The sequence below is a fragment of the Enterococcus sp. AZ048 genome (assembly GCF_051715125.1).
GTDB lineage: Bacteria > Bacillota > Bacilli > Lactobacillales > Enterococcaceae > Enterococcus_A > Enterococcus_A gilvus.
In genome coordinates, this window is the sequence record NZ_JBIOTD010000002.1 from 58,787 (window position 1) to 71,863 (window position 13,077).

10 protein-coding genes are annotated in these 13,077 nt (G+C 43.7%); 9 read left to right on the forward strand and 1 reads right to left on the reverse strand.

The features are described 5' to 3' along the window. The first annotated feature begins 41 nt into the window (after window positions 1-41). From grdH to IGI66_RS14150, 5 genes are all read left to right on the forward strand, one after another. Window positions 42-1,361 carry a betaine reductase selenoprotein B gene (grdH, locus tag IGI66_RS14130; protein ID WP_438849329.1) on the forward strand — a complete coding sequence of 440 codons (1,320 nt, stop codon included), beginning with the start codon at window positions 42-44 and terminating at the stop codon, window positions 1,359-1,361. 75 nt (window positions 1,362-1,436) lie between these two features. Beyond that, window positions 1,437-2,900: a BCCT family transporter gene (locus IGI66_RS14135; protein WP_438849330.1), complete on the forward strand. Its 1,464-nt coding sequence runs from the start codon at window positions 1,437-1,439 to the stop codon at window positions 2,898-2,900. A gap of 175 nt (window positions 2,901-3,075) precedes the next feature. Then, window positions 3,076-3,774, forward strand: a complete 699-nt coding sequence (locus IGI66_RS14140; RefSeq protein ID WP_316406053.1) for a GntR family transcriptional regulator — start codon at window positions 3,076-3,078, stop codon at window positions 3,772-3,774. Window positions 3,775-3,815: 41 nt separating this feature from the next. Then, window positions 3,816-4,373, forward strand: coding sequence for a DUF3841 domain-containing protein (locus tag IGI66_RS14145; protein WP_438849331.1), 558 nt, complete (start codon window positions 3,816-3,818; stop codon window positions 4,371-4,373). After that, a complete protein-coding gene (locus IGI66_RS14150) occupies window positions 4,331-4,930 on the forward strand; it encodes a DUF3841 domain-containing protein (RefSeq protein ID WP_438849332.1) in 600 nt (199 codons plus the stop codon). Before IGI66_RS14145 ends, IGI66_RS14150 begins: the two co-directional genes overlap by 43 nt. 52 nt (window positions 4,931-4,982) lie before the next feature. Here the strand turns inward: IGI66_RS14150 and abc-f are convergent, their stop codons facing one another. Next, window positions 4,983-6,476: a ribosomal protection-like ABC-F family protein gene (abc-f, locus tag IGI66_RS14155; protein WP_438849333.1), complete on the reverse strand. Its 1,494-nt coding sequence runs from the start codon at window positions 6,474-6,476 to the stop codon at window positions 4,983-4,985. Window positions 6,477-7,113: 637 nt separating this feature from the next. Between abc-f and IGI66_RS14160 the strand changes: the two genes are divergently transcribed. The 4 genes from IGI66_RS14160 to ppdK all read left to right on the forward strand — a co-directional run bounded on the left by IGI66_RS14160 (window position 7,114) and on the right by ppdK (window position 12,802). Next, a complete protein-coding gene (locus IGI66_RS14160; protein ID WP_438849334.1) occupies window positions 7,114-8,862 on the forward strand; it encodes a glycoside hydrolase family 13 protein in 1,749 nt (582 codons plus the stop codon). A gap of 98 nt (window positions 8,863-8,960) precedes the next feature. Then, complete coding sequence (locus IGI66_RS14165; protein ID WP_438849335.1) at window positions 8,961-9,332, forward strand: DUF1304 domain-containing protein; 372 nt, start codon at window positions 8,961-8,963, stop codon at window positions 9,330-9,332. An 83-nt stretch (window positions 9,333-9,415) separates the two neighbouring features. Next, on the forward strand, window positions 9,416-9,928 hold the full coding sequence (locus tag IGI66_RS14170) for a DUF1456 family protein (RefSeq protein ID WP_431379195.1): 513 nt from the start codon (window positions 9,416-9,418) through the stop codon (window positions 9,926-9,928). A gap of 243 nt (window positions 9,929-10,171) precedes the next feature. After that, entirely contained in the window at window positions 10,172-12,802 is a 2,631-nt protein-coding gene (gene ppdK / locus IGI66_RS14175) for a pyruvate, phosphate dikinase (RefSeq protein ID WP_438849336.1), read from the forward strand. Window positions 12,803-13,077: the final 275 nt, after the last annotated feature.

Genomic DNA, 13,077 nt, shown 5'->3' on the forward strand with positions numbered 1-13,077 from the left:
TAGACACGTCTAGTAGTTAAGTAGGAATTAGGAGGGAAAATATGAAAGCGATTTTATATATCAATCAATTTTTCGGACAAATCGGCGGGGAAGAATTTGCTGGTCATGAGCCGGAAATAAGAGAGGGAATCGTCGGTCCGGGTATGGCTTACGCTAAGGCGTTGAAGGACGAAGTAGAGATCACCCACACGATTATTTGCGGGGATAACTTTATGGGTTCGGAAACCGATGAAGCAATCAAACGAATATTGGAATTTCTAGATGATAAAGAATTTGATATTTTCTTTGCGGGACCAGCGTTTCGAGCGGGACGTTACGGGGCTGCCTGCGGGCATATTTGTTCTGCTGTTCAAAAGAAATTCGGTGTACCCGCAATCACGTCAATGAACGAGGAGAATCCGGGCGTAGAAATGTACCGTAAAGAAATGTACATCTTTCAAGGCGGTGCTAGTGCTGCGGCGATGCGTAAAGATGTAGCGAAGATAAGCGCGTTTGCTTTGCGTTTATTATATGGAGAGACACTTTATTCGGCAGAAGGAGAAGGGTATTTTGGGCGCGGTGTTCGCGACCAAATTTGGTTGGACCCGCCAGTTCCTGCGACGGATCGTGTTATGGATATGTTGCTGAAGAAGGTGAATGGGGAAGCGTATCACTCTGAATTGGTTATTCCAAAATCTGAGAGAGCTCCTATCGCTCCAGCTATTTCTGCCGAAGAATTGACAAAACTGAAAGTTGCTCTCGTTACGTCAGGCGGGATCGTTCCCGTTGGCAATCCGGATCGTATTCAATCGGCATCGGCAACAAAATGGGGGAAATACAATGTGGAATCGATGGATAGCCTGAGAAAAGGTGAATTTATGACGATCCATGCGGGATTCGATCCAGCCGCAGCCAATGATGACCCAAATGTTGTCCTGCCATTAGATGTATTGAAAGAGTACGCAGAAGAAGGCAAAATTGGCGGCGTATATCCTTATTTTTATGCGACTGTCGGCACAGGAACGACTCAAGCTGAAGCAAGTCGGATGGGACAAGAGATTGCAGAGGAACTGATCGAAGATGGCGTTAAAGCTGTTATTTTAACCTCCACCTGAGGCACCTGTACTCGTTGCGGTGCAACGATGACCAGAGAAATTGAAAAAGCAGGAATCACGATCGTTCAAATGGCGAACTTGATCCCAGTTGCTCGAACCGTGGGCGTCAATCGAATCGTGCCAACGATCTCAATCCCGTACCCATTGGGAGACCCTGCGACACCAAAAGAAGTTCAACATCGCCTGCGTTACCATCGAGTAGGGGTCGCATTGGACGCTCTGTCGACAGAGATCGAAGAACCTCGACTTTTTGAAGTGAAAGTTTAATTTGTACACACGGACGAACCGCCAATCCGCGGTTCGGCTAATAAAAAAACTTTAAAGAGAAGAGGAGACCTACAGATGAAAAAAAATATCGTTTTTTATGTTTCGCTGTTGATTACTGGGATAATCGTACTGATCGGCTTGATTGCTCCAGACCCATTTGCGCAAGCGATGAATAGCACAAAAGCTTTTTTGGTGGATACGTTTGGCTGGTTTTATTTGATCGCGATGTTTGTTTTTGTCATCTTCTCGTTACTTATTGCTTTTAGTCGTTTTGGGAAAATAAAGCTTGGACCAGATGATTCGGTTCCAGAATATAGCAACCGCTCGTGGTTTGCGATGTTATTTGGTGCAGGAATGGGGATCGGATTGGTTTTCTGGGGTGTTGCGGAACCGCTGAATCATTTTACGACTTTTGGCGGTACGGAAAAAGCAGCAGATATGGCGATGCAAAAATCCTTTTTACACTGGGGATTTCATCCGTGGGCAGCCTATTCGATCATTGGAATGGCACTGGCCTATTTTCAATTTAGAAAAAATACGCCTGGACTGATCAGCAGTATTTTTTTACCGATTCTAGGAGAAAAAGGCGTGAGAGGACCTATTGGTAAACTCATTGATATTTGTGCAGTTTTTGCGACCGTAGCGGGAATCGCTACATCGTTGGGACAAGGAACCTTGCAGATAAATTCAGGGCTGAACTACCTATTTGATATTCCAACGACGAGGTTGGTTCAGATAGTGATCATCGTCGCGCTGACCATTGTCTATACGTGGACCGCAGTCAGCGGGATCGATAAAGGAATCAAGCTGTTATCAGATATTAATTTGTTTTTAGCGATTGCGATTTTGCTCGGCGCATTTTTGGTAGGGCCTAAAATCATGGCTTTGAATATTTTTACGAACTCATTTGGCGGCTATATCAATACGATCGTGTCAGAAAGCTTTTCAATCAATCCTTTCGGGGACAATGCGTGGCTCGGATCGTGGACGATTTTTTATTGGTCGTGGTGGATCGCCTGGGGGCCGTTTGTTGGAACGTTCATCGCTAGAATCTCAAAAGGAAGAACCATCAAAGAGTTTGTTTTGGGCGTCATCATCGCTCCTTCAATGGTGTCGTTTATTTGGTTCTCGATTTTTGGCAGTCTTGGCCTTCATTTAGACATTGAGATCATTAACAAAGCAAAAGAGGTCACAGAAACGGCTCTTTTTGTTGTTTTTGCTGAATACCCATTAGGCATGCTCTTTTCTATTATCGCGATTTGCCTATTGTGTACCTTCTTCATTACATCGGCCAATTCCGGTATTTTTGTTCTATCAATGTTCTCATCGGAGGGCGACTTGAACCCCGGAAACGATAAAAAGATTTTGTGGGGTGTCATTCAGGCGATGTTGGCCTTAGTTTTGCTGATGACAGGCGGATTGGATGCGCTACAAACGTGTTCGATCGTAGCGGCGCTCCCCTTGACGGTGATCATGCTGTTATGTGCGGCTTGTTTGTTTAAAGCCTTGCTGCTAGAAAAGCCTGAATCAATAGAATGATCTAACTGTTCATGTGAATACAGGCACAATTTTACTTTGCTCATTTTCCGTAAACGAGTGCGGAGGGATGGTTGTAATAAAAGGCAAAAACAATCAAATCCCGAACGACAAGAGACTTAGTAAAGGCTTTCTGATATAATTAATAAGATATATCAGAAGGGATGCTGATTCATTTATGGATATTATGCCTAGATACGAAAAGCAAAGTTTAAGCGACATGGTCGTGTCGTATGTGAAAAACAGAATCTTGTCGGGCACATTAAAAGGCGGCGACCGTTTGATTGAGACAGACATTTCGAATAACTTCAATATTAGTCGTGCGCCTGTGAGAGAAGCGATGCGCATTTTAAATGAGCAAGGATTGATCACGTTTTCCCCTCGTAAGGGAAACCACGTGATTGAAATGGGACCAGCAGAGATCATGGAAGTGTTTGAGATCCGAACTTCTCTTGAAACGCAAATTTTACGTAAAATTTTGCGGAATCAAATGATCAAGGAATCACATTTTCAGAAACTAACGGAAATTGCTTTAGAAATGAAAGATGGCGAAGAGCGTTGCCGCAATGAAGAGGACAAAGTCTTTTTGTTCAATACGCTTGATTTGTCGTTTCATAGATACATCTGGCAATTGTCAGGGAGCGTCAGACGGGCGCAGATTTTAGAAAGTCTATACTATCAATTGCTTATCGCAATGAATGAAGACCTGTCCTCTTTAGGAATCCTTGAAAAAAAATCGGAGGAACACTTGGCTTTTGTAGAGGTTTTACGGAAAAACGAACTGCCATCCGTGGTCCGCGCGTTCCACACGCATATTCAAGATTATGTCAGAGCTACGTTGCCAAATGAAGAGAAAAATTTTTGTTTGGATTGTTAAGAGAAACCGATTTTTTGTCTCTTTCAATCTAAGGAGGAGACATGGCAAATAAAGTAAAGGTTTGGACGAAACAGCATGAAGGCATTTTGCAGGTGCTAGACCAAACAGGGCGTTTTCTGGCGCAAAAAAGCTATATTCAGAAGAAAATGGAAGACTATGCACCGTTGTACCTTGGTGTGTATGAATGGTATTTTCATAGAGCTTCAAAGATTGTTCCGCCGCCCATCGATGCAAAATACCCGATCTGGGTCTCCCTTTCGAAAGAAGAAAGGATCGCGAACAGTGAAGGGAATGTTATTTTAGAGGTCGAACTGGAGGAAGAGCAGCTGCTCATTGTTGATCTGTTGAAGTGGGGCAATATCGTCAATCATTTGTATATCCCTAAAGATTTAGCGGATCAAAAGGACCATGCCAGAATGCTGAATACGTATGGAATTGATGATGTGACTGCCTTTATGACACCGTTTTATCCCAATATCAAACGAAAAATCGAACAAAGCCATGACCGCCTTTTCGACGACACTAGTGTGTTAGGAGAGAGGAAAGTGGGGACGATATGGGAAATTCGCAAGGAATGGATTACGAAGATAATAAGGTAACACTGTACACGTCTCAAAGCCAAGAGGTTGTTGCGAACCTACTCGAATCGGGCAGGCATTTAGTTAAAAATGCGTATATAAAGGAAAAGTATGGGGAGACTTCACAAGTATTCCTGCAAGCCTATGGGTGGTATCGTCAGCACGCCGCACAGATCGTTGAGCGACCGCCAGCAGCAGAGTCTGCGATCTGGACGTTTTTAGATGCGAAATATGTCAATCATTCGCTGGACTCACAAATAATTAAATTACGTGTTCCAATTGAAAAAATCGTTTTTTTCCGTATGTCTGATTGGAATAAAATTTTGAATTTGCGATTATTGGGCACGCTTGAAGAGCAAGCGGCCTATGCTGCTCAGTTAAAAAAATATAGGATTCGTTATGAAGGCGACGTGTACACCACTGGTTTTTATCCGCATCTGAAAGCAGAATTGGTGCGCAGCTGGCAAAAGCTTTTTCAGTATGATCAAGCGATCAAAGAAATGAAATGCTTGCCATTTGAAGATATCCAAGGGGGAATCTGGGAGATTCAAGCTTGTTGGATCGATGCAATTTTTTAAATCAGAGACAAGAATAAAACGAACCGGCTGAGGAAAACTCGGCCGGTTCGTTTTATTTTTTCAGAGGTTGCTGCTGGGCGTGGATGTTTTCCAAAAATGTTTGGTCGTGTTCTACGATCAGCATCGTAGGCTTCACTTGCAATAAGAGGTCCTCCAGTTGTTTTTGATTAAAGACGTCGAGGTAGTTTAGTGGTTCATCCCAGATATACAGCTCTGCCTCTTGCGCGAGGGATTTGGCCAGCTCGACTTTTTTACGTTGGCCCATACTCATTTCCTCAATTCGATTTTGAAACACATTTCGTGCCATGCCTAGTTTTCGCAAGTTGTTCAAGAAGGCAGAGTAATCCAGCCGATGGGCCTCCGCAAAATCTTGCAGGGTCCCACGATTGTTTTCGTAATTCTGTCGAACATAACTGATTTTTATTTCTGGGTGAAGGCATATTCCCTTCGCTTCGCCTGAAAAAGTTCCCAACAGGTAATGAAGAACACTGGATTTTCCAATGCCATTGGGACCGGTCAAGGCAACGATCTCACCACGCCTTAGCTCAAGAGAAAGAGGTGAAAATAGCGCGTCGTGATCAGGATAGGACAAACTCAAATCTTCTACCTTTAATAGTTGCGTGTGTCGGCTGGCTTGGTAATGCATCGTTAAGCGGTCGACATCTTCCAAATCCTTCAAGAGGCCTTCTTTTGCTTCGATTTGATCGTACATTCGTTGTTCGATGTTTTTTGAACGCTTCATGGTACGTGCAGCACGTGCGCCGATAGCTCCAGTATCAAAAATGCCGCCGCTGCCTTTTTCTGTAGATTTTCCGTATTTATCTTTTTCTCGTGAACGAGACCATTCCGCTTTTTCAGCCGCCGTTTTTTTCAAGCGGCTGACTTCTTTTTTTATTTTTCTATTTTGAGCCAGTTCAAATTCATCTCGCAACGCCTTTTGTTCTTCATAGGTTGCGAAATTTCCTTGATAAAGAACGAGCTGACTTTTTTCAATCGCGAGGGTATGGTCGGTCACCTGATTTAGAAATTGGCGGTCGTGGCTGACGATAATAAAGCCGTCCTTTTGGTTCAAGTATTCCGCCACATGCTGCCGTCCTTGCAGATCGAGATGATTGGTCGGCTCATCGATCAAAGGAAAGAAATTTTCCTGAGTAAAAAGCAAAGACAGTAAGACTTTTGTTTGTTCGCCGCCCGAGAGTGTCTGATAAGGCTGCCACAAGACTTGCGGGTCTAAATGGATCAAATTCATTTCCCGTTCGAGCTTCCATAATTCAAAATCGGCCGCTTCTTGCAAGGCGTAATAGGTTAACTGTTCGGCCTCTTCAATCGCGGTGGGAAAATAAATAGGGTGTAAAGGAAACTGAATCTCTCCTTGATACGGGTAGTTTCCTAATAGTAACTGCAACAATGTCGTTTTTCCACGACCGTTGCGGCCGACTAACCCTAATTTCCAACTGCTATCGATGGTTAAATTGGCTTTGTCAAACAAGGGTTCTACTTGTTTATCAAAACCAAACGTTAACTGTGTAATTTTAATTGTAGACATAAAAATTCCTCCTCCTGTTCCACCAGGGAACAAAAAAATCCTCCCCATTTTCAGGAAAGGAGTAGGAGTTTGATAGTCGTTTGCGGAAATAGTTGAGAAGCTGGCAGCTCGCTTAGGAAAGAAGAATGCTTTCTTCTAGGGTCGGAAATCAACTTTATTTTCCTGCACCGATTCCTCTGTTAAACTGCGTAGTCACTAAATGCGCGAATTGATTGAATGCCTGCTTGCGCTCAGCGAATTGCGACCGCAAACCGACAAAAAAAGACCATCCGTTGAAAACCTAAGCCAGTCCTGAAAATCTGCCCACTGATCCCATCAACATAAGTCAATTCTAGATCGGTTTGCAGCTTCCAACAGTCGCTTAGTTTTTCAATGGCATGATCCCTCGTTTCAGTAATTATTATAGTAATTAAAACAAAATTACTTGGCTTTGTCAAAAAAATACGGACGCAGCCGCTTCCCCAAACATGCTACGCCCTGGAGTGATCCTCGATAAACGAGGCGAAGAAAATTTTTTCTTCTATAATTATAGTAGCATATTTCAAGGAAAAAAATGTATTTGAACGCTCGAAAAAGGTCAAAGTGGAGTCGCTAACATTTTTTTTGGTACAATAAAAGTAGAAATGGAGGTGGAGGGATGAACGAAGCAGGAATATATCATCGTCCCGAAAGTGAATTTGCGTTTCTTTACACGAAAGAACGGATGAGGATTCGCTTGCAGACAGCTCGTAATGAGATAAAGAGCGTCGGATTGATCGGTGGGGACTTTTATCTCTTTGCCGAAGAGCAATGGTACCATCAGCAGCGGCCAATGGAGAGAAATTATACGACGGATACCCATGATTTTTGGGAGATTGAAGTTATGGCTCCCCATCATCGTTTGGCTTACGCTTTTTGTATTACGGATTATGCGGGAAAACAGGTTTTTTATACAGATCAAGGACTATTTAGCTACGACGAGGATCACCTGACACAGGATAATTTGTATTTTCGGATGCCTTATTTTCAAGAGATTGATCGTTTTAAGGTTCCAGGCTGGGTCCATCAAACGGTCTGGTATCAAATTTTTCCAGAACGTTTTTACAACGGAGATGCTTCGAACGATCCTGAAAATGCTCTTGCTTGGGGAAGTGAAAAGCCGACACGGGAAAACTTTTTTGGCGGTGATCTGCAAGGAATCATCGACAAGCTGGATTACTTGGAGGAGCTGGGGATAAATGGCTTGTATCTCTGTCCGATCTTCACTTCGCCGTCGAATCATAAATATGACACGGTCGATTATTATGAGATTGATCCTCATTTTGGTGATAAGCGAATTTTTCGTGAGTTGGTGGAAAAAGCTCATGAGCGCGGCATGCGTGTAATGCTGGACGCGGTCTTTAATCATCTTGGCGCGAGCGCTCACCAATGGCAGGACGTCATCTTGCATGGGGAAGAATCCGATTACGCGAATTGGTTTCATATTGAGACTTTCCCACCACGATACACGGCGGTCGAGAATTCAGAAAATGCGAAAAATCTAACTTACGATACGTTTAATTTCAATCCGCACATGCCGAAGCTGAACACGGCGAATCCAGAAGTGCAGCGCTATTTGCTTGATATAGCGACGTATTGGATTCGCGAATTTGACATCGATGGCTGGCGGTTAGATGTTGCCAATGAAGTCGACCATCATTTTTGGAAAAAATTTCATGAAACTGTGTTGAAGCAAAAGGAAGACGTGTATATTTTAGGAGAAATTTGGCATTCGTCACAGCCCTGGCTGCAAGGAGATGAATTCCACGCGGTCATGAACTATGCTTTTACCGACAGTATCAAAGGTTTCTTTGTGGAACGATCATTGTCGATCTCGCAAATGATTTTTGGGATGAATCGCCAGCAATTGCTTTATCGTGATCAAACCAATGAAGTCAGCTTCAATCTTTTAGATTCTCATGACACTCCACGAATCCTAACGTTATGCAACGGAAACAAGGACATGATGAAAGCAGTCTTAACGTTTATGTTCATCCAAAAAGGCACCCCTTGTCTGTATTACGGAACCGAGGTGGGGATGGAAGGAGCGATGGACCCGGATTGCCGGCGGTGTATGATCTGGGAAGAGCAAGACCACGAGCTGCACACCTTCTTTAAGCAATTAATCGCTTTGCGAAAGCAATTTTCTGAAGTATTTAGTTACGGAACGATGACGTGGCACTACGATGATGATAGACGAGCGGTTTCTCTAACGCGAACGTATAAGGAAAAAACGGTGGTCGCGACTTTTAATGAAGGCGACATGCTAGAAACGAAAAAGCGCGGCCGTCATTTATTTGGCGCCAATTACCATGAAGAAGACGGGTATCAGTTACGGACTCATGGATTTATTATCGAAGAGGTGTAAGCATTTTTGTTTGGAGAATCCGAAGAAGATGACTATAGTAGAGGGATAAACGAACGCTGCCGCAATGAATCGGCAGACGTCTAAGGGAGAAAACAACCATGACAGTTATCATCTTGCTAGTATCAGGAATCATCGGTCTCCTTCATTTGGTGATCATGGGATTAGAGATGTTTGCTTCATCAGAAAAACAGGCAAAAACATTTGATATGCCCTATGAATTTGTTACACAAAAGAATGCGCAGATCGCCTTGAAGAATATGGGGATTTATAACGGCAGCTTAGGTCTGGCGATCTTAGCAAGTCTTCTCATGTTTGAAGGGGATGTACGGCTAAAAATCTTGCTGCTGTTGAATCTTTTTGTGGTGATCGTAGGGATCTACGGCGGGAAAACTGTCACAAAATCCATTTATGTGATTCAAGCAGCGCCCGCGATTCTTGCGGTTCTGTTGATCCTCCTGCATCTTATGTAACAAGATTCGACTAGGATTAACTCCTTAGTCGAATTTTTTTTGTGGTATAGTAAAAGGATCAGGCGAAGGTACGGAGGAAACCGATGAATAATAATGATTTGTTGTTACGATTAAGATATGCGCTGGACATTAAGGATACAGAGATTGTAAAGGCATTCCAGCTTGGCGGCATGACGATCTCCAGAGAAGAAGAAAAGTCGATGCTGACGAAAATAAACAACCAGGATGAAAACGAGAGCGACGGCTTCGACAAAAATGTCTATGAAAAAATGATCAACAATAAGACACTAGACACTTTTTTGAACGGGTTTATTCTTTTGAAGCGGGGCGAGCCGAAAAATACAGCCGCACAACCACCGGCACCGAAAAGCTCGGAACTCAACCACATGAACAATGTGCTGATCAAAAAGGTAAAAATCGCGCTGGCCCTAACTAGCGATGATTTGCTGGATATTTTAGCAGAGGCAGGGGTGTATCCTTCGAAGGGAGAACTTGGAGCGATTTTGCGAAAAGAAGGGCATCGTAACTTCAAGCCTTGCGGCGATAACTATACACGGAACTTTCTAAAGGGATTGGGTCTGTGTTATCGAGAGTAGCATCATGAAAGAAATAAGAAATTCGACAGACGATTCTTTTTATAGAGAATCGTCTATTTTTTTGTACGTTGCGAATGATCAGGGATGCGATTGAAGGATGTAAGTGTCTGATTTATTATGTGCGGCACTTTTTATACGCATATATAAACGTAATAAATTTATATAAACATCTTATTGACTTTATATAATACTCGTATTAAACTGAAAATAGATTAAATAAAACTTTTTTAAGAGGAGAAGCGCATGAATCGTTGGGTTTATTTATTTTCAGAAGGATCAAAAGAACAAAAAGATCTATTAGGCGGAAAAGGAGCCAATTTGGCAGAGATGACGAAATTAGGTCTGCCTGTACCGACCGGGTTCACCGTCACAACAGAAGCGTGTTTGTACTATTTAAATCACGGCAATCATTTGACCGATGAAATGAAGGACCAAGTGATGGCTGCTGTGGAGCAGTTATCTGTAAAAACGGGGAAACGATTTGGAGACGTTACGAACCCATTGCTGGTTTCGGTCCGAAGCGGATCAAAGTTTTCAATGCCTGGTATGATGGACACGGTGTTAAATTTAGGATTGAATGATCAAACGGTAGCAGCTCTCGCAGAAAATAGTCAAAATGAGCGCTTTGCTTACGACTGTTATCGTCGCTTGCTGCAGATGTTCGGCAATGTCGTGATGGGGATGGACAACAACGATTTTGAACATCGCATCACCGCGTTGAAAAAAATAAATGGCTTGTCGTTTGATAATGAGTTGACGGCTGACCACTGGAAACAAATTGTAAGCGAGTACAAGGAGATCTATCGAAAAAAATTGCAACGGGAATTTCCGCAAAATCCGATCGAACAGTTACAATTAGCGATCGAAGCGGTCTTCGGGAGCTGGAACAACCAGCGCGCGAAAACGTATCGTCGTCTTCATGACATCAGCGACGATCTAGGAACTGCTGTAAATATTCAGGAGATGGTTTTTGGGAACTTTGGTGAAAGTTCGGGGACAGGTGTGGTCTTTTCACGCAATCCGTCATTAGGAGACCCAGGGTTGTTCGGGGAATATTTGATCAACGCTCAAGGAGAAGATGTCGTTGCGGGCGTTCGGACACCGAAACCGATTCAGGTGCTGGCGGATGAGCTGCCAAAACAGTACAGCCAGTTAAAAGAAATTTGTGAAGACTTAGAAAAGCACTATCACGACATGCAAGATGTGGAGTTTACTATTGAGCGGGAAAAATTATTTATTCTGCAGACCCGCAGCGGAAAACGGACCTCCAAAGCGGCGCTCACCATTTTACTTGATCTCCATAAAGAGGGGATCATTGACGAAAAAGAATTAGTCCGCCGCATCGAAGCGAAGGATTTAGAGGCGGCCTTGCATCCAAACTTTGATGAGCAAGAATTGAAGAACCACGAATCTTTCTTATCTGGCTTGGCGGCTAGCCCGGGCGCTGCAACAGGAGCGGCATATTTTACTGCCGAAGCAGCGACCGAGGCCAAGGCGCGCGGCGAAAGAGTCGTGTTGGTTCGAGAAGAAACATCACCAGAAGACATTGAAGGAATCGCGGTCAGTGAGGCGGTCATCACCAGCCGTGGCGGCATGACCTCCCATGCGGCAGTCGTGGCGCGCGGAATGGGGATTTGTTCCGTCGTCGGCTGTGAGCGGTTGACCGTATTGGAAGAAAATAAAGCTGTGGTGGGGGATAAGGTCATCGAAGAAGGGGCGATCCTATCTGTCGATGGAACAAGCGGATGTGTCTATTTCGGTGAGATTCCGATGGAGGAAGTGACAAATACCGTGGCCTTGGATGAATTGCATGTCATCTGGGATCGCCATGCAGCCATCAAGGTGCGGGCGAACGCGGAAACACCGAACGACATTGAGACAGGCATGGCGTTAGGCGCAGTGGGCATCGGTCTGGCTCGAACGGAGCACATGTTCTTTGAAAGAAGCCGGTTGCTGCAATTTCGGCAGTTGATCCTTGCAGACAGTCTGGAAGAACGACTGGACGTACTGAAGGATCTCAAAGAAGTTCAAAAGCAAGATTTCAAATTTATGTATGAAGCCGCTCAAGGAAAATCCACCACTATTCGTTTGCTTGATCCGCCATTGCATGAATTTTTACCAAAAGGAACCGAAGAATGTCGGGAAGTCGCGAAGGAATTAGGCAAAACATTCAATGAAGTAAAACGGAAAACGGATAATTTGGCAGAGGTCAATCCAATGCTGGGATTTCGCGGACTGCGCTTAGGCGTTGCCTATCCAGAAATCTATCAAATGCAGGCAGAAGCGATCATTGAAGCTGCCTGTGAAGTGATCTTAGAAAAGGGGTACCCGATCGCGCCGGAGATCATGATTCCCTTTACCATCGATGCCGAAGAATTTGCCCGCGTGCGTACCTCTATTGAAGGGGCGATCCAGAAGAGTCTTTCTGCCCGTAAACAGGTTTTAGAGTATCAGATCGGAACGATGATCGAGATTCCGAGAGCCTGCTTTGTAGCGGATGAAATTGCGAAGCACGCGGATTTCTTCAGTTTTGGAACCAATGATTTGACCCAGATGGCTTTAGGCTTGTCTCGCGATGATTCTCCAAGGATCATCAATCAATACATGGAGGCGGGGATCTTTGCGGATGACCCATTTCAAGTGCTTGATGTAGCGGGTGTGGGTGCGTTGATGAAGCTTGCCATTGAAAGGGGAAGACAGGTCAATCCACAATTGAAGATCGGTATTTGCGGAGAAGCAGCAGCACATCCAAAATCAATCGCCTTTTTGAACGACCTGTCGATCGATTATATTTCGTGCTCGCCTTTCAGAATTCCGCAGGCGAAAATGACGCTGGCGCAAACAGCGGTGAAGGATCAAAAGCAAGTGGGATAAAAAAACAGATATATGAGTTTTGGATTAAAAAATTATAGGAATTTGAAAAGAGAGCGCACAATTACGTGTGCTTTCTTTTTTGTTATTGTCTGGATAATTCAAAAATTTAAAATTAATAATAGATAACAAATAAATGAGAGAAACAGATCCTAAATGAATGAAATATAATTTGTAAACGGATTCAACCTTCGTTATACTTCTTATAGGCTTTAAATATGTCATGTCATCTAAAAAGTACCGTTTTTTAGTCAGCTTGAATAACAAGAGAAATATAA

Coding starts and splice junctions, on each gene's coding strand:
- IGI66_RS14135 (WP_438849330.1), top strand. CDS start 1,437: ATGAAAAAAAATATCGTTTTTTATGTTTCGCTGTTGATTACTGGGATA.
- IGI66_RS14140 (WP_316406053.1), top strand. CDS start 3,076: ATGGATATTATGCCTAGATACGAAAAGCAAAGTTTAAGCGACATGGTC.
- IGI66_RS14145 (WP_438849331.1), top strand. CDS start 3,816: ATGGCAAATAAAGTAAAGGTTTGGACGAAACAGCATGAAGGCATTTTG.
- IGI66_RS14150 (WP_438849332.1), top strand. CDS start 4,331: ATGGGAAATTCGCAAGGAATGGATTACGAAGATAATAAGGTAACACTG.
- abc-f (WP_438849333.1), bottom strand. CDS start 6,476: ATGTCTACAATTAAAATTACACAGTTAACGTTTGGTTTTGATAAACAA.
- IGI66_RS14160 (WP_438849334.1), top strand. CDS start 7,114: ATGAACGAAGCAGGAATATATCATCGTCCCGAAAGTGAATTTGCGTTT.
- IGI66_RS14165 (WP_438849335.1), top strand. CDS start 8,961: ATGACAGTTATCATCTTGCTAGTATCAGGAATCATCGGTCTCCTTCAT.
- IGI66_RS14170 (WP_431379195.1), top strand. CDS start 9,416: ATGAATAATAATGATTTGTTGTTACGATTAAGATATGCGCTGGACATT.
- ppdK (WP_438849336.1), top strand. CDS start 10,172: ATGAATCGTTGGGTTTATTTATTTTCAGAAGGATCAAAAGAACAAAAA.